This is a genomic window from Streptomyces dangxiongensis, from assembly GCF_003675325.1.
In the GTDB taxonomy this organism is placed as follows: domain Bacteria; phylum Actinomycetota; class Actinomycetes; order Streptomycetales; family Streptomycetaceae; genus Streptomyces; species Streptomyces dangxiongensis.
On record NZ_CP033073.1, the window covers coordinates 7,631,676 to 7,646,755 of the forward strand.

The 15,080-nt window shown below is 71.8% G+C and carries 18 protein-coding genes; 13 read left to right on the forward strand and 5 right to left on the reverse strand.

Annotated elements, in window-relative coordinates; all coding sequences use genetic code 11:
* Nucleotides 1-58: 58 nt before the first annotated feature.
* From D9753_RS34385 to D9753_RS36815, 3 genes are read right to left on the reverse strand one after another with little or no spacing between them, the layout of a single operon-like run.
* Entirely contained in the window at nucleotides 59-721 is a 663-nt protein-coding gene (locus tag D9753_RS34385; RefSeq protein ID WP_276209452.1) for a DsbA family oxidoreductase, read from the reverse strand.
* Nucleotides 718-1,206, reverse strand: a complete 489-nt coding sequence (locus D9753_RS34390; RefSeq protein WP_121790556.1) for a nucleoside deaminase — start codon at nucleotides 1,204-1,206, stop codon at nucleotides 718-720. Before D9753_RS34390 ends, D9753_RS34385 begins: the two co-directional genes overlap by 4 nt.
* A gap of 14 nt (nucleotides 1,207-1,220) precedes the next feature.
* Entirely contained in the window at nucleotides 1,221-1,475 is a 255-nt protein-coding gene (locus D9753_RS36815) for a hypothetical protein (RefSeq protein ID WP_163010867.1), read from the reverse strand.
* Between the two features lie 134 nt (nucleotides 1,476-1,609).
* On the opposite strand from D9753_RS36815, the gene D9753_RS34395 reads away from it, so the two are divergent.
* From D9753_RS34395 to D9753_RS34455, 13 genes are all read left to right on the forward strand, one after another.
* The gene (locus D9753_RS34395; protein ID WP_121790557.1) at nucleotides 1,610-2,056 is read left to right on the forward strand and encodes a MarR family winged helix-turn-helix transcriptional regulator; all 447 of its coding nucleotides are present in this window, start codon (nucleotides 1,610-1,612) and stop codon (nucleotides 2,054-2,056) included.
* A gap of 475 nt (nucleotides 2,057-2,531) precedes the next feature.
* The gene (locus D9753_RS34400) at nucleotides 2,532-3,986 is read left to right on the forward strand and encodes an AMP-binding protein (RefSeq protein ID WP_240468365.1); all 1,455 of its coding nucleotides are present in this window, start codon (nucleotides 2,532-2,534) and stop codon (nucleotides 3,984-3,986) included.
* Complete coding sequence (locus tag D9753_RS34405; protein ID WP_121790559.1) at nucleotides 3,983-4,240, forward strand: acyl carrier protein; 258 nt, start codon at nucleotides 3,983-3,985, stop codon at nucleotides 4,238-4,240. The genes D9753_RS34400 and D9753_RS34405 overlap by 4 nt, the downstream gene beginning before the upstream one ends.
* A 175-nt stretch (nucleotides 4,241-4,415) precedes the next feature.
* Complete coding sequence (locus D9753_RS34410; protein WP_121790560.1) at nucleotides 4,416-4,790, forward strand: ectoine synthase; 375 nt, start codon at nucleotides 4,416-4,418, stop codon at nucleotides 4,788-4,790.
* 82 nt (nucleotides 4,791-4,872) lie between these two features.
* The gene (locus tag D9753_RS34415; RefSeq protein ID WP_121790561.1) at nucleotides 4,873-6,018 is read left to right on the forward strand and encodes an acyl-CoA dehydrogenase family protein; all 1,146 of its coding nucleotides are present in this window, start codon (nucleotides 4,873-4,875) and stop codon (nucleotides 6,016-6,018) included.
* A 25-nt stretch (nucleotides 6,019-6,043) separates the two neighbouring features.
* Complete coding sequence (locus tag D9753_RS34420) at nucleotides 6,044-6,730, forward strand: transglutaminase-like domain-containing protein (RefSeq protein WP_121790562.1); 687 nt, start codon at nucleotides 6,044-6,046, stop codon at nucleotides 6,728-6,730.
* A 47-nt stretch (nucleotides 6,731-6,777) separates the two neighbouring features.
* Nucleotides 6,778-7,587: a maleate cis-trans isomerase family protein gene (locus D9753_RS34425; RefSeq protein WP_121790563.1), complete on the forward strand. Its 810-nt coding sequence runs from the start codon at nucleotides 6,778-6,780 to the stop codon at nucleotides 7,585-7,587.
* A complete protein-coding gene (locus D9753_RS34430) occupies nucleotides 7,584-7,829 on the forward strand; it encodes a DUF6253 family protein (protein WP_121790564.1) in 246 nt (81 codons plus the stop codon). Before D9753_RS34425 ends, D9753_RS34430 begins: the two co-directional genes overlap by 4 nt.
* Nucleotides 7,826-8,839 carry an FkbO/Hyg5 family chorismatase gene (locus D9753_RS34435; RefSeq protein ID WP_205614335.1) on the forward strand — a complete coding sequence of 338 codons (1,014 nt, stop codon included), beginning with the start codon at nucleotides 7,826-7,828 and terminating at the stop codon, nucleotides 8,837-8,839. Before D9753_RS34430 ends, D9753_RS34435 begins: the two co-directional genes overlap by 4 nt.
* The gene (locus D9753_RS34440) at nucleotides 8,836-10,029 is read left to right on the forward strand and encodes a 3-deoxy-7-phosphoheptulonate synthase (RefSeq protein WP_121790565.1); all 1,194 of its coding nucleotides are present in this window, start codon (nucleotides 8,836-8,838) and stop codon (nucleotides 10,027-10,029) included. The genes D9753_RS34435 and D9753_RS34440 overlap by 4 nt, the downstream gene beginning before the upstream one ends.
* 46 nt (nucleotides 10,030-10,075) lie before the next feature.
* The gene (locus tag D9753_RS34445) at nucleotides 10,076-11,062 is read left to right on the forward strand and encodes an LLM class flavin-dependent oxidoreductase (protein ID WP_121790566.1); all 987 of its coding nucleotides are present in this window, start codon (nucleotides 10,076-10,078) and stop codon (nucleotides 11,060-11,062) included.
* On the forward strand, nucleotides 11,062-12,255 hold the full coding sequence (locus D9753_RS34450) for an MFS transporter (RefSeq protein WP_121790567.1): 1,194 nt from the start codon (nucleotides 11,062-11,064) through the stop codon (nucleotides 12,253-12,255). Before D9753_RS34445 ends, D9753_RS34450 begins: the two co-directional genes overlap by 1 nt.
* Nucleotides 12,256-12,589: 334 nt before the next feature.
* A complete protein-coding gene (locus D9753_RS34455) occupies nucleotides 12,590-12,769 on the forward strand; it encodes a hypothetical protein (protein WP_121790568.1) in 180 nt (59 codons plus the stop codon).
* Between the two features lie 87 nt (nucleotides 12,770-12,856).
* Here the strand turns inward: D9753_RS34455 and D9753_RS34460 are convergent, their stop codons facing one another.
* Nucleotides 12,857-14,182 (reverse strand): helix-turn-helix domain-containing protein, encoded by a 1,326-nt coding sequence (locus D9753_RS34460; RefSeq protein WP_121790569.1) that lies wholly within the window; start codon nucleotides 14,180-14,182, stop codon nucleotides 12,857-12,859.
* A 211-nt stretch (nucleotides 14,183-14,393) separates the two neighbouring features.
* Nucleotides 14,394-14,978 carry a TetR/AcrR family transcriptional regulator gene (locus D9753_RS34465; RefSeq protein WP_121790570.1) on the reverse strand — a complete coding sequence of 195 codons (585 nt, stop codon included), beginning with the start codon at nucleotides 14,976-14,978 and terminating at the stop codon, nucleotides 14,394-14,396.
* Nucleotides 14,979-15,080 lie beyond the last annotated feature (102 nt).

Below are 15,080 nucleotides of genomic sequence, written 5' to 3' on the forward strand. Positions count from 1 at the left end.
CCGGAAGATCAGGGCACGCGCCGGCCGGTGGGCGAGGAGGTGGGGCGGTGCGGTGTGCTCAGCATCCGTCGATGCCGCAGGCGGCGCCGCGGGCGACGGCCTGCTCGGCCTGGATGTCGAGCACGGCCTTGCGGATCTGGGCGGGGGAGGGGACGCCCTCGATGCGGTGGCGTTCGCCGATGACGAGGGTGGGCGCGACGGAGACGCGGTAGGCGGCGGCGCTGCGCAGCGCCTCCTGGTGGGCGGCGGTGTAGGTGCCGTCGATCAGTGCCTGGGCGAACTCGTCCCCGTCCAAGCCCAGTTCGCGGGCGATGTCGGTGAGGACGTCCACCCGGCCGATGTCCCGGTTCTCCTGGAAGAACGCCCGCAGCATGCGTGGGGTGTACTCGGCGGCACGGCCGTGCTCGGCGGCGTACTGGTAACCCTCGAACGCCAGCCGGGTGTAGGGCTGCGGCGAGACGGTGGGCAGGGTGATGTCCACGCCCATCCGGCGGGCCATCGGGTAGACCGAGCGGGCCCAGACGGCCGGCAGGTACTCGTCCTCCGGCCGCAGGGTCGGGGTGGGGTGGGGCCGCAGTTCGAACGGCATCCACTCGATCTCGACATCCAGGTCCCGGGTGGCCTCGTGCAGCGGGCCCTCGGCGAGCATGCAGAACGGACAGACGTAGTCCGACCAGACCTTGATGGGGACCGTGCTGGTGCGCGTGTCGTTGTCGTTCACATCCGCCTCCGGTTCAGGGCGAGGAATTCTTCGAACGGTTCCGTCCCCTCCGGGACCGGCAGCGAGGTGACCTCGACCGGCCACAGGGCCGGGTCCTGGGCGAAGATCGAGTAGGACCCCGAGTAGTCGAAGCCGTAGCGCGCGGCCGTCTTGCGGTCCACCACGTGGACGATGTGGCTGACGTTGAAGTACAGCGAGGCCATGTAGCACAGGGCGCAGGGCTCGCCGGAGGCGAACAGCGTGGCCCCGGCGGTGGCGTGCAGCCCGTACCGGGCGGCGGCCTCCCGCAGCGCCACGACCTCGGCGTGCGCGGTGGGGTCGTTGTCCTCGCGCACCCGGTTGAAGCCGGTGCCCAGGACGCGGCCGTCGTTGACCACCACCCCGGAGAACGGGATGCCGCCCCTGGCGACGTGCTCGCGGCTGATGCGGACCGCCTCGCGGGCGTACTCGGTCAGCTCGCTCTGTGAGATCTCGTGATGGGACATCGTCGCTCCCCGACTCAGACCGTGTCCGGGCGGGGCCGCACGGCGCCGCCGATGACCGAGGCGGAGGAGATCGGCCGGAAGACGCTGATCCCCTTCCGCTTGTTCCGCTCGGCGGCCGCGCCGCGCACGGCGACGCCCGCCGCGCGGGCCGACAGGCCGGCGTCCCCGCCGACGGCCACCGGGACGGTCCCCGGCAGCGACGGGCCCGGCGGCCGGGCGCGGCTCCCGCGAGGGGAGCGGCCGACGGCGGGCACGGTGGTATCGGGCATGAAGCCCCCAATACTTGTTTGTACGTGCATCTTTTTGAACTTCAACAGATCCGATGCAAGAGTCGGGTGGGCGGTGAAAGCTTGCATGAACATGTATCTTGTTGTCAACGCGCCGCCTGAGAGGGAGCTGCTTCATGACCACGATCTCCTATGCGTCGGCCGCCTCGTCGGACCAGGCCATGTGGGGGAGAGTCCTCACCCTGCACGCACATGTGGAGCGCCAGCTCACCCAGGCCCTGCAGCGCAAGCACGGAATAGGACTTTCCGAATTCCGCGCCCTGGAGTGTCTCGTCCAAGCGAAGGACAGCGAGCTGCGCATGCAGGAGCTGGCCGAGAAGGTCGGGCTCGGGCAGAGCTCGGTGACCCGGCTGGTGGGCCGGCTCTTCTCGGCCGGCTTCGCCTTCCGTGACCTGTGTCCCGACGACAAACGCGGTGTCTACGCCGTTATCACCGACGAGGGCAGGCAGCGCTACGCCGACGCGCGCGGCACCTACGCCGAGGTCCTCAGCGCGGCGCTGAACACCGCCGGCGCCGACCCCGAACTGGCCGGTACGGTCCAGTCGCTGCGCAGCGGTCTCTGAGCGCCGCGGACCCGTATGCCCGCCCCGCCCCTCCGGGGGGCGGGCCGAAGGAGCCGCCCCCCCCCCGGAAAGGGGCGGCTCCTTCTGTGTGTGCGGGCGGCGGCCGGGGCGGGCGTGGGTGAACGGCCGCCGCCGTGCGCCGCCCCCTTCCTTAAGCCCCGCGACGCATGCGCGGAAGGCCTGAAAGGAACTCGAAACCCATAGTTCATCAAGCAAGCGGGGCCCCGCCGAGCCGCCTCCACCGAGTGATGTGCATCACGGGCAGGGAGCTAGATAGATGCTTGACTCTGCATGCACCGCCGGTACGGTTGGTCGCGGCTCGATCACGGGGGAGTGATGCGGGGCCGGCCGAGCAGCTACATGCCGGGCTCCGCGATGTCTCGGCGCGACTCATGCGCCATCATCCCCCTTCCGCATGATCCCGTAGTCATGTACATGAATAGGGGGAATTGTGCCGCTACCAAGCTTTCTGGACGTGCTGGCCGCGCACGCCCGGCTCCGACCCGATCAGGTCGCCCTGATCCACGGCGACCAGCAGGTGACCTACCGCCGGCTGGCCGCCCTCGCCGAAGAACTCTCCAGCGCCCTGGAGGCGAGCGGACTCGACCGGCGGCAGCCGCTGTGCATACCGGCCCGCAAGACGCCCGCCACGATCGCCCTGCTCATCGGCGCCTTCAACGCCGGCCACGCGGTCCTGGCGCCGTCACCCGAACTGGGCGCCGACGCCCGGGCGGCCATCGCCGCGCAGGCTCGCTGCTCGGCCCTGCTCACCGTCGACGACCAGGCGGTGCTCGACATCGCCCCCCTCGCCGCCGACCCGCAGGCCGCCGAGGGCTTCGACGCCGCGGACCCGGACACCGCACCCCTGATGCTCACCACCTCCGGCTCCACCGGCACTCCGAAGATCGTGCCCATCCCGGCCGGGGGCTTCGTCCGCTTCGCCCGCTGGGCGGCCGAACGGTTCCGCCTCACCGAGCGGGACACCCTGCTCAGCTACGCCCCCCTGAACTTCGACCTCTCCCTGCTCGACGTGTGGACCGCGCTGCACCTGGGCGCCCGCGCCGTCCTCGTCGAGACGGAACTGAGCACCGACGCCCGCCACCTGCAGGACCTGCTCGCCCGCCACGAGGTGACCTTCGTCCAGGGCGTGCCCATGCTGCACCGGCTGCTCACCCAGGACGGCGCCGTCCACCCGCACATCCGCACGGTGATCTTCACCGGCGACGCGATGCCCCGGACGCTGCTGGAGCAGCTCGGCACGGCCTTCCCCGCCGCCGGCTTCCACAACGTCTTCGGCTGCACCGAGACCAACGACAGCTTCATCCATGACGCCGACCCGGCCCACGCCGGCGAGCGGACCCCCATCGGCCGGCCGCTGCCCGGAGTGCGGGCCCTGCTGATCGACGCCGAGGGGGGGATCCTCACCGGCCCCGGCAACGGTGAACTTCTCGTGACGACACCGTTCCAGACGCGCGGATATCTGCAACGCTCCCGCAACGAGGGCGTGTTCGTGCCCGCTCCCGACGGCGGCGGCGAAGTCTTCTACCGCACCGGCGACCTCGTCACCCGCGACCCCGACGGTCTGTTCTGGCTCCAGGGCCGCACCGACTTCCAGGTCAAGGTCCGCGGCGTGCGCACCAACGTCCAGGAGGTCGAGAACGTGCTGGCGGCCCACCCCGAGGTCGCCGAGGCCGCCGTCGTGGCGATACCCGACACCGAGGCCGGCTACCGGCTGCACGCCCAGGTGACCCGCCGGCCCGGCACCTCGCTGACCTCGCTGCGGCTGCGCTCGCACAGCGCCGCGCGCCTGCCCCGCCACGCCATCCCCTCCTCCGTGCACGTGGGCGACACCCCGCTGCCGCGCACGTCCACCGGAAAGCCCGACCGCAACCTCATCAAGGCAGCACGACAGAAGGGAAATCCCGCATGACCTCCCTGATGGACGAGATCCGGGGCTACGTCGTCACCGAGTTCCTCGACGGCGAGGACAGTGCCGACCTGACCCCTGACTACGACCTCATCGACAACGGCGTCGTCGACAGCCTGGGCGTCGTCCGCGTCGTCTCGCACCTGTCGCGGGCCTACGCCATCCCGATCGACGACATCCCGCTGAACCCGGACAACTTCCGCAGCATCGGCTCCATCTCGGCGTTCGTCGAGGACGCGACGAAGACGGCCGCCTGAGCCCGAATCCGTCGCGCGAAGAGCCACGGAGAACCCGAAGACCGGCAGAAGACCGCGGCCCGGGAGCACAACGGATTCGCCGCTCCGCAGCGAACCGGACGCAGCGCATCGCACCCCGGCATTCGGACGACACCCGCAGATCTTCCGAAGAACGCTATCACACAAGGAGATCACCATGATCGTGCGCAGCACCAGTGACCTCGCCCCCGTCCAGTGGGGCAACGGCACCAGCTACCGCCTGCTCACCGAGGCCGACGGCATGGGCTTCACCGTCTGCGAGACCCTGGTCCGCAAGGGCACCTCCAGCGCCCTGCAGTACCGCCGCCACCTCGAGGCCTGCTACTGCACCGGCGGTTCCGGCGAGGTCGTCACCGCCTCCGGCGAGCGCCACAAGATCACCGAGGGCACCATATACGCCCTCAACGAGAACGACGCGCACTACCTCATAGCCTCCGACTACGAGGATCTGAGACTGATCTCCGTCTTCAGCCCGGCCCTGCGCGGCGACGAGAAGCACACGCTGTCCGCCGACGGCTTCTCCCAGTACTGAGTTACGCGCACCGGGGCCCGTCCCACCCACCGCGGCACGGGCCCCGGCCCCGACCAGCGACGTACCGGAAGGCAGCACACACATGACCCCCGCACCGCGGACCGCCGGCACCGCACCGGACCCCTACACCCTCGCCACCGCCTGGGCCGAGGAACTCAATCTGGACGTCGAGGAGTGGGACGCCCGCGCACAGTTCCCCTGGGAGAAGTGGAAGGCCATCCAGCGCTCGGGGCTGCTCGCCGTGCCCTTCGAGACGCAGTACGGCGGCCACGGCGGCACCCTGACGGACACGATGCGCGCGCTCCAGGGCCTCGGACACACCTGCCGCGACGCCGGTCTCGGCTTCTCCGCCTCCACCCAGATCGTCAGCGTCGGCGTCCCGCTCCAGGCGTTCGGCTCGCAGGAACTGAAGTCCCGCTTCCTGCCCGCCATCATCAACGGCGAGCTGATCACCGCGCACGCCATCACCGAACCCGACAACGGCTCCGACGCCCTGAACATCTCCACCACCGCCACCCGCGACGGCGACGACTACGTCATCGACGGCGGCAAGATGTTCATCACCAACGCCCCCATCGCCGACCTCTTCCTCCTCTACGTCCGCACCGGCAGGCCCGGCCCGTTCGCCCTGAGCGTCTTCCTGGTCGAACGGGACACCCCCGGCCTGACCGTCGGCGAACCGCTGTCCAAGATGGGACTGCGCACCTCCCCGCTCAGCGCGGTCACCTTCGACGGGCTGCGCGTGCCCGCCACCCGCCGCATCGGCCAGGAGGGCGCCGGCTTCCTGATCCTCGACCACGTGATGAAACGGGAGATCCTCTTCTCCTTCTCCCTCACGCTCGGCGAGATGGAGCACCGCTTCGAACGCGTCCTCGCCTACGCCAAGTCCCGCCGCCAGTTCGGCGAACCCATCGGCTCCTTCCAGGGCGTCTCCCACAAGATCGCCGACATGAAGATCGCCGTGGAGAGCGCCCGAAAGTGGCTGACCGACACCGGCGCCAAGGTGGAGGCCGGCCAGGATGCCGCGATCGACATCGCCGCGACCAAGACCGTGGTCAGCGAGGCCAACAAGCAGACCGCCCTCGACGCCGTCCAGATCTTCGGCGGCCAGGGCTACCTCACCGCCACCGGCCTGGAGAGGGACGTCCGCAACGCCGTCGCCGGAACGATCTACTCCGGCACCAGCGAGATCCAGCGCAACCGCATCGCCTCCCTCCTGGGCCTGTGAGCCGAACACCGACGAAAGAGTCACCATGAACGCACTCAGTCCCGAGGACCTGCGGCGGCTCACCGCGCCCACCGACTTCCTCGACTACGACACCGACGCCGTCCAGGGCTTCATCGACGAGGCGGTCACCGACCGCGCCGCCGACAAGCGCCGGCTGGCCGTCGAGCTCTACTACGCCGTCCGCGACGAGGTCTTCTACGAGGTCTACGGCGCCGACCTGTCCCCCCAGGGCCTCAAGGCCAGCCACACCGCCGCCACCCGCAAGGGCTTCTGCCTGCACAAGTCCGCCCTGTACGCGGCGGCCTGCCGCGCCGTGGGCATCCCCGCCCGCGTCCACTACGGCGACGTGCGCAACCACCTCGCCTCCGACCGGCTGCGCGCCCACATCGGCGGCGACATCTTCTTCCACGGCCTCAACTCCGTCCACCTGGACGGCGCCTGGGTCAAGGCCACCCCCGTCTTCAACAAGATCCTGTGCCGGCTGTACGGGATGAAGCCGCTGGACTTCGACGGCACCACCGACAGCCTGCACCACCCCTTCGACGACGAGGGCCGACGGAACATGGAGTTCATCACCGACCACGGCGGCTTCGACGACGTCCCCTACGAGTTCGTCATGACGAACATGCGCCGCAAGCACCCCGACTTCCTCGACGCCGAGGGCACCGGCACCGTCCGCGGCGGGTCCCTGGCCGCCGAGGCCACCACCTGACCCCGGCGACGACCGGCCCACCCGAGTCACACGAAGGAGACAGCCAGATGAGCAGCATCCGAGCGCAGAAGGACGGCTGGGAGGCACGGGCCCGCATCGGCGTGGTGGTCCCGCACGCGGACGTCGGCCCCGAATCGGAGTTCCAGGCGATCGCCCCCGACGACGTGTTCGTCCACGGCTCGCGCGTCCACTTCGGCGCCATGCGCGCCGGCGGCGAGATGGATCCCAAGATCCCTCACGACCCGGTCCGCGCCTTCGTGGAGCCCCCGCACATCGACCACGCCGTCGAACTGCTCGCCGCATCCCCCCTCGACGCGATCGCACTCGGCTTCACCAGCTCCGCCTACGTCCTGGGAGCCGACGGCGAGAAGAAGCTGTTCGACCGGCTCGCCCAGTACACCCGCGGCCTGCCGCTCACCGGCACCACCGCCGCGGCCGTCGCCGGCTTCACCGCCCTCGACACCCGCCGCATCGCCCTCGTCAACCCCCCGTGGTTCGACGACCGCCTCTCCACACTCGGCGCCGACTACTTCACCGAGCAGGGCTTCGAGGTCGTCCACCACGGCCCCTGCGGGCTGCCCAGCAACCAGAAGCTGATCACGCCCGAGGCACTGTCGCAGTGGATCCGCTCCACCGTCGCCGAACACCGCCCCGACGCCGTCCTGGTGGCCGGCAACGGCATCCGCGCCGTCGGCGTCATCGACGCCCTCGAACAGGAACTCGGCTTCGCGGTCCTGACCGCCAACCAGGTCCTGTTCTGGCACGCCCTGCACCTGGCCGGGGCAGCCGACGCCGCCCGCTCCATCACCGGATACGGCCGCCTGTTCACCGCCGAGCCTCCCGGCGGCCGGGCATGAGCCTGCTGCCGGCCGACGGCTACGTCTCCCTCTTCGTCACCGACGAGGGAGACGCCCACCGGCTTCCCCTCGTGTGCTGGCGCGACGACGGCACCACCGTCCACGGCATGGTCCTGTACCGGGGAGCGCTGCGCCGGGCCGAGCACGTCCCCGGCTTCCGCCGCTACGCCCACCCCCTGGAGGACGACACCCCCGTGCGCCGCACGGACACGCCCTCCCACCCACGAAAGGCACACCTGTGAATCAGCATCCCTCCTTACAGGCCTACTTCGCCCCCCTGGCCGGTACCCCGCAGCCGGCCCTGGGACGGCACGTCCTGGGCACCGTCGCCTTCGGTGACCGCTTCGGCCTCGCCGCCGACGCCGACGGACACCCCGAACTCTCCGTCCCCATGACCTCGCCCGGTTTCGACGCCTTCCGAGAGGTGTGGACCACCACCACCCGGCCCGTCTCCGGCACCCGCGACGGACTGCACTTCGCCCACGACGGCGAACACCTCTTCGTCAGCGGCACCATCACCGCGCGCCCCGTGTACGCGCCCACCGTCCGCACCACCTACGAGGCGGCGTTCTCCCTCGTCACCGAGCTCGGTTACCCCCACATCTTCCGGATGTGGAACTTCGTCGGAGACATCCTCGGCCCCAACGCCGAAGGACTGGAGATATACCAGGACTTCGTGGCCGGCCGCGCCGAGGCGTTCGCCGCCCACCACGGCGAAGGCACCGCGCACATGCCCGCCGCCACCGGCATCGGCACCCGCGGCGAGGGCATCGCCTTCGTCCTGCTCGCCGCCCGCACCTCCACCCCCCGGCACGTGGAGAACCAGCGCCAGACGCCCGCCTACCACTACCCCGAGCAGTACGGCCCGAAGCCGCCCAGCTTCGCCCGCGCCACCCTGCTCGACCCCGGCGGCACCCTCTACGTCTCCGGCACGGCCAGCATCCTCGGCCACGAGACCGTCCACCGGGGCGACGTCGCCGCCCAGACCGACGTCGTCCTGGACAACATCGCCGAACTCATCGGCGGCCCCAACCTGAGCGCGGCAGGACTCGACGGCGGCCACGAGCTCAAGGACCTGCGGCTGGTCAAGGTCTACGTCCGCCACGAACGCGACCTGCCCGTCGTCCGCGCCCGCTGCCGCGAAGCCCTCGGCCCCGACGCCGAACCCACCTTCCTCAACGTCGCCGTGTGCCGTGACGACCTCCTCGTCGAGATCGAAGGACTCGTCCCCGGCCAGGAGTGGGCCCGATGAGCGAGCCCTCGCCGCTCACCCTGCACGAGGACAGCACGCCCGCGGTGTGGGAACTGCTGCCCGCCGAGCAGCAGCCCGACTGGGGCGCCCATCCCGACCTCAGCGACATCCTCGGCGAACTGCGCACCACCCCCGCGCTCACCACCGCATCCGACGTCAGGGTCCTGCGCCACCAGCTCGCCGAGGTCGCCCTCGGTCACGCCCGGCTGCTGCAGACCGGCGACTGCGCCGAGGACCTGCGCGAATGCACCCCCGAGCACACGGCACCCAAGGCCGAGGTCCTGGACGAACTGGCCGACCGGCTCACCCTGCACACCGGCCGGCCGGTGGTGCGGGTGGGCCGTATGGGCGGACAGTTCGCCAAACCGCGCAGCAGTCCCACCGAGCGGCACGAAGGGCAGGACCTGCCCGTCTTCCGCGGGCACCTCGTCAACGCGCCCGAGCCGACGCCCGACGCCCGCCGCCACGACCCGCACCGCATGCTCACCGCCTACCGGGCCAGCGCCCGAGTCCTGCACGAACTCGACCTGCGCCGCACCGGCCCACTGGGCCCCTGGGCCAGTCACGAAGCACTCGTCATGGACTACGAGAGCTCCCTGGTCCGCCGTGACGAGGAGACCGGCGCACCCTACCTGGCCTCCACCCACTTCCCCTGGATCGGCGAACGCACCCGCCAACCGGGTCTGGGCCACGTCGAACTGCTCGCCGCGATGGCCAACCCCGTCGGCTGCAAGATCGGTCCCTCCGCCGCACCCGAGGACGTGGTGCGGCTGTGCGAGGCCCTCGACCCGCACCGGCTGCCCGGCCGCCTCACCCTGATCCTGCGCATGGGCGTACGCGCCGCCGAGACGGCCACCCCCGCCGTCGCCCGCGCCGTACGCCGCGCCGGCCACCCCGTGATCTGGCTCAGCGACCCGCTGCACGGCAACACGGTCCGCACCGCCTCCGGCCTCAAGACCCGCCACCTCGCCGACGCCATCTGCGAGGCGGCCACCGTCCGCCGAGCCCTGGAGGACGAAGGACTGCACGTCGGCGGCCTGCACCTGGAGACCGCCGCCGCCGACATCACCGAATGCGTCGGCGGCCCCGTCACCGGCGAACACCTGGTCCCCGAACGCTACGAGACCCTCTGCGACCCGCGGCTCAACCCGCGCCAGGCCCGCGAACTGGTCGACGCCGTCTTCGGCTGAGGCCACACCCGCCCCCGCAGACACACCCCCCATACAGAGGAACCCCATGCCCCAGTCACCCGCCGCCCTGCGCGTCGGCGTCGTCCTGCCCGGACGCGAATCCGTCGTCGAACGCGGCGACTACCCCCGCCACCTCGGACAACTCGCCCAGCGGATCGAGGAGCTGGGCTACGACTCGATCTGGGCCGGCGAGTCCCCGCTGGCCCGCTCCCGCATGAACCCGCTGCTCGCGCTGACCGCCGCGGCGACCACCACCGAACGCGTCGAACTGGGCACCGCCGTCCTGCTGCCGCTGCGCCCGCCGGTGCACCTCGCCCACGAACTCGCTTGCCTGGACCGCATCTGCGGCGGACGCCTGATCACCGGCATCGGCTCCGGCTTCAACTCACCCGCCGCCGAAGCCGAGTTCCAGGCCTACGGCATCCCGTTCACCGAACGGGTCGGCCGCATGCGCGAGACCCTGGAGATCTGCCAGGCACTGTGGCACGCCCAAGGAGAACCCGTCTCCTACGAAGGCCGCTACCACAGCCTCCAGGACGTGGCACTGCTGCCCGTGACCGAACAGCCCTCCGGCCCGCCGGTGTGGATCGCCCACGGCGGCGAGAAGATGCTGGAACGCACCGGCCGCCAGTACGACGGCTGGATGCCCACCAGCACCACCTCCGGCGCCTACGCCAAGGGCTGGCTGCGCGTCCAGGAGGCCCGCGAGGCCGCCGGCCGCCCCGAGGACGACGTCACCGCCGCCGTCTACCTGTCCGTCGCCGTCGACGACAGCCTCGAGAAGGCCGAAGACACCCTCCAGGCCTACTTCCGGGCCTACTACCGCCTGGACCTGCCCACCATGCGCACCACCCAGGGCATCTTCGGCGGCACCGCGGAGCAGGTCGCCGAATGGCTCGGCGGCTACATCGACGCCGGCGCCCGCCACCTGGTGCTGCGCCTTCCCACCGCCGACCTGCACGAGCCCCGCTACCGCGCAGCCCTGGAACGCACGGCCGAGGAACTCCTGCCGCTGCTGCGCGGCCTCGCGTGATGGGAGCGGCCGGCCCGATCGCGGCAGCCACCCGACGGCCGGCGCGCCAGAGCGACCTCTGGCGCGCCGCCTGGCCGCTGACCGCCGTCTTCATGCTCTCCAACGTGCCCACCCCGCTGTTCGTGATCTGGCAGGACCGCATCGGCTTCGGCACCGGCACCCTGACCGTCGTCTTCGCCCTCTACATCGGCGGCCTGCTCCTCGCCCTGCCCGTGGCGGGCGCCGTCTCCGACCGCTACGGGCGGCGCACCGTCCTGTTCCCGGCCGTGCTGTCGGCCCTGCTCGCCTGCCTGCTCTACGCGTCCGCCGAGAGCGTCACCGCCCTCCTCGTCGCCCGGCTGCTCACCGGCCTCGCGGTGGGCGGCACCGTCGCCGCCGGCATGGCGGCCGTGGCGGACGTCGGCGGACCCGACCGCCGTCGGCAGGCCTCGCTCGCCGGCTCGGTCGCCATGGGCGCCGGCCTGGCCGCCGGCCCGCTGCTGTCCGGCTGCTGCGCCCAACTCCTGCCCGCGCCCACCCACACGGTCTTCGTCATCGAAGCGGTACTGCTGCTGTCCGTGCTGCCCGTCGTCCGCTCCCTGCCCAACGTCCGCAGAGCCGGCGCCGGCACCTGGCTGCGCCCGCCCTCCGTGCCCCGGGGTAGCCGGCGTGACCTGCTGGTCGGCCTGGCCGCCTACATGCCGGGCATGACCGGCACCTCGTTCCTGCTCGCCCTCGGCCCCACCCTGCTGGCCACGCTGCTGGGCACCGGCAACCGGATCGTGGCGGGCGGCTCGGCCTTCGTGATGTTCGGCGCCTCCACCGCGGTGCAGTTCGCCGTCAGTCGCTGGCCCACCCGCCGGCTGCTGACCACCGCGACCGCGGCCACCGCCGTCGGCATGGTGCTGGTGGTCCTGGCCGTGCGCGCCGCGTCGGTCACCACCCTGATCGCCGCCGCCGTGTGCGCCGGCACCGGGCAGGGCATGGCCCAGCTCGGCGGCTTCTCGCTGCTCAACGCCCGCGTGCCGGCGGCCCGCCTGGCCGAGTCGAACGCGGCGCTGAGCGCCTGGGGCTATCTGTTCGCCGGAGTGCTGCCGGTGGCCACGGGATACCTCGCCGACGCCACCAGCGTCGGTTTCGGCGCGACCGTGCTGGGCCTGGCGGTGGCCGCGGCGGCCGGCGCGGCGGGCCTGGCCATCAGCCGCACCCGCTGAGGGCCGGACGTGGGTGCGCGGTGTCGGAGCAGGGGGGTGCTCGGTGCCTGGAGCAGGGTGGTGGTGTGCGTGCTCTCAGCCGAGGGACCACCCCGCGACCGTTCCGGGCACGTGCAAGCCGACCAGAACTCCTGGCCGGGTGATCTTCCGCCCGTAGGCGCATGAGGGCAGGGCCTCCTGACAGCTCGGGGGCCCTGTCGTCGTTGCTGCCGCAGTGCCCCCGAGGCCGACCGCCGGCTGGAGGCGCGAGCGTGGCGGGCGCGGGGCCGCCGGGCATCGGATCGCTCACCCCGGGTACGCGACTGCCGGCACTGCTCACCACTCGGGAGGCGTCATGGGGCAGCAGGATTCGGACCAGCCGGTCAACCGGTACTGCAAGGCTTGCGGAACCCCGGCCGGGGACGCCGACATGTGCGGGCGCTGCGGGGCCGTCCTGACGCTGCCCGACGGCGCGGGACTGACGGAGGACGAAGGCGCCGCCGTACGACGGGACTTCGAAGGGCGAGGCCGGTAGCGGACGCGCCGCAGCCCCTGGCCGCGGGGCGGCGCGACCCGCGCGGCGCCGGAGTCGGCCACGACGGGCGTGGTCGCCCTGGACACGTCAGTGGGCCCGGGGCGCCCACTCGTGCTTCCAGGTCGCGTACGAGTAGTGCGGCAGGCCCTTGATGCCGGTCGTGCGGAACGGGCGGCCGTGGTCGTCGATGCGGACCGTGCCGGTACGGCCCTGTGAGGACCACTCCAGTTCGAGGTACCAGCGGCAGTCGCAGGTCGCGGTCTCCGCGGTGACCAGGAGGACTTCCGGGTCCGTGGCGGAGACGCGGTACGGCAGGCGCATGGCCGGGATCGGTGCGCCCATGTCGCTGCCGGGGACCGGGCGGGCGATGGGCCGGTCCTTGTCGAGGTCGACGCCGAAGTAGCGCGGGCTCATGTCTGCGCCGCAGCCCTGGTCCATGGCGTAGACGTTGCCCTCCGGCGGGGCCGCCGTGCGTCCGACGACGCGTACGCGGAGCGCTTCCAGGACGACGGCCGTGGACGTCTTGCCCTGCACCGAGATCTCGACCAGCGTGTTGCGTCCGTGCACCGCGTTCTGCGTCGCCGCCCAGGCCCCGGCGTCCTGCGGTGCCGGGGGCGGCGGCACCTCCTGGGGCGGCTTGGCGATGACGTAGTCGTGACTGCATCCGATCTCCCAGATCTGGGAGTCGGCGGTCCAGGTGAGGGGGACACCGGCGGCGGGCGGCTTCGACGGGCTGCCCTGCGATGAACGGGCGGGGGTTTTGGTGGGCGTGGCCGAGGGCTTCTCGGTGAGGATCGCCGAGGGCATGGGGCTCGCGGAGGCGGTTGCCGGGCCGTGGGCCGCCGCCGCCGTCGTCCTCGTACGGGAAGGTGTCGGGCGGTGCGCGGTGCCACGCGCCGTGGGGCGGTCGGACGGCAGGTGGACGAGGCTGCCGAGGGTGGCGACGAGCATGGACGCCGCGGCTGCGGCGACGATGACCCGTCTGCGGCGGTACCAGGGGCGACGGGGAGGTGCTGCGGCCGGGGCCGGTTCCTCGGCCGCGGAGGAACCGGCCCCCGCGACGGCGCCCGAACCGATGCCCCCGCCCGAAGCGACAGCCGCGACGGGGACGCCCCCACCCGAAGCGGCACCCGCACCCGCGCCCGCCGTACGAGCCCGCTGTCGTGACGCCACCGCCAGGAGCCACAGCCGGTGCAGTTCCAGCCGCTCCTGCGGTGACGCCCCGCACAACGCGGCGAGGCGTTCGACGGGGGCGAAGTCGACGGGGACCGTGTCACCGGCGCAGTAACGGTGCAGCGTGGAGGTGTTCATGTTGAGGCGCCGGGCCAGTTGGCCGTAGCTGCGATCCGTGCGTTCCTTCAGGCGCGTGAGCCGCGCCGCGAATTCCTGGACGTCGTCCGGTGGTGCCGACACTGTTCTCCCGTGTCCTCCCCGTCCCGGGACGGCTCCCAGGCACTCCACACATCTGCACGTCACAGGCGCTGGGATGGTTCCAAGGTCGCGGATCCGCCGCCGGTGCGCTGCCGGGCAACGGAGTCCGACGCCCGCCAGGCCTGCTGATCCACGGTCATCTCCGGCTGGCCGGGCGGTCGAGTGCGCTGGTCCGCGTGCGCGGCGAGGCCGGCTACGGGTTCGGGGGCGGCGTTCCGGTAGCGGTGCCTGCCGGATTCGTCAAAATCGCGCCGGCGACAACCTCGAAGAGGCGGTCGGCGCGTGGCGCCAGTGAGGGCTGATCACCGAGCCAAGCGAGCATGGCCACCAGCGCGAACAGATCGGCGCCGTCGATCTCGCTGCGAGCCAGGCCGGCGGCCTGGGCGCGGATGAGGAGCCGCGCGCCGGCCGCGCGCAGGGTCACGCAGGAAGCGTGGAGAGCGGATTCGGTGTCCTCGATGGCGGCTGCCATCAGCACGGTCACGCCCCGGTACTCGGTGGTCCACGCGACACAGTCGCGCAGCCACGAAACGAGGGCGTCCTCGGGCGCACCCGACGTCTCCAGCTCGCTCGCCCTTGCCGTCAGCTCGTCGAAGCTCGCGTGGAGCAGGGCTTCGAGAAGCGCCTCGCGCGTCGGGAAGTGCCGCAGCAGCGTCGCGAGCCCGACCTCGGCCCTGCGCGCGATGTCGCGCAGGGACACGTCGACGCCTTGCTCGGCGAGGGCGGTGCCGGCTACTGCCAGCAGGTGGTCGCGGTTCTTCCTGGCGTCGGCCCGCATCTGTCCCTCTTGACTTTCCGGATCAGTGGTCCATATATTCGGATCACTGATCCATTTATGTGGATCGCTGATCCGGATAAGCGTATCCCGTGGCGCGGGCAG

What these genes read in the sequence shown, in the direction of transcription:
- D9753_RS34465 (WP_121790570.1), bottom strand. Translation starts at nt 14,978, where the DNA reads ATGCGGGCCGACGCCAGGAAGAACCGCGACCACCTGCTGGCAGTAGCC.
- D9753_RS34415 (WP_121790561.1), top strand. Translation starts at nt 4,873, where the DNA reads ATGACCCCCGCACCGCGGACCGCCGGCACCGCACCGGACCCCTACACC.
- D9753_RS34395 (WP_121790557.1), top strand. Translation starts at nt 1,610, where the DNA reads ATGACCACGATCTCCTATGCGTCGGCCGCCTCGTCGGACCAGGCCATG.
- D9753_RS34420 (WP_121790562.1), top strand. Translation starts at nt 6,044, where the DNA reads ATGAACGCACTCAGTCCCGAGGACCTGCGGCGGCTCACCGCGCCCACC.
- D9753_RS34455 (WP_121790568.1), top strand. Translation starts at nt 12,590, where the DNA reads ATGGGGCAGCAGGATTCGGACCAGCCGGTCAACCGGTACTGCAAGGCT.
- D9753_RS34440 (WP_121790565.1), top strand. Translation starts at nt 8,836, where the DNA reads ATGAGCGAGCCCTCGCCGCTCACCCTGCACGAGGACAGCACGCCCGCG.
- D9753_RS34425 (WP_121790563.1), top strand. Translation starts at nt 6,778, where the DNA reads ATGAGCAGCATCCGAGCGCAGAAGGACGGCTGGGAGGCACGGGCCCGC.
- D9753_RS34405 (WP_121790559.1), top strand. Translation starts at nt 3,983, where the DNA reads ATGACCTCCCTGATGGACGAGATCCGGGGCTACGTCGTCACCGAGTTC.
- D9753_RS34430 (WP_121790564.1), top strand. Translation starts at nt 7,584, where the DNA reads ATGAGCCTGCTGCCGGCCGACGGCTACGTCTCCCTCTTCGTCACCGAC.
- D9753_RS36815 (WP_163010867.1), bottom strand. Translation starts at nt 1,475, where the DNA reads ATGCCCGATACCACCGTGCCCGCCGTCGGCCGCTCCCCTCGCGGGAGC.
- D9753_RS34390 (WP_121790556.1), bottom strand. Translation starts at nt 1,206, where the DNA reads ATGTCCCATCACGAGATCTCACAGAGCGAGCTGACCGAGTACGCCCGC.
- D9753_RS34450 (WP_121790567.1), top strand. Translation starts at nt 11,062, where the DNA reads ATGGGAGCGGCCGGCCCGATCGCGGCAGCCACCCGACGGCCGGCGCGC.
- D9753_RS34410 (WP_121790560.1), top strand. Translation starts at nt 4,416, where the DNA reads ATGATCGTGCGCAGCACCAGTGACCTCGCCCCCGTCCAGTGGGGCAAC.
- D9753_RS34445 (WP_121790566.1), top strand. Translation starts at nt 10,076, where the DNA reads ATGCCCCAGTCACCCGCCGCCCTGCGCGTCGGCGTCGTCCTGCCCGGA.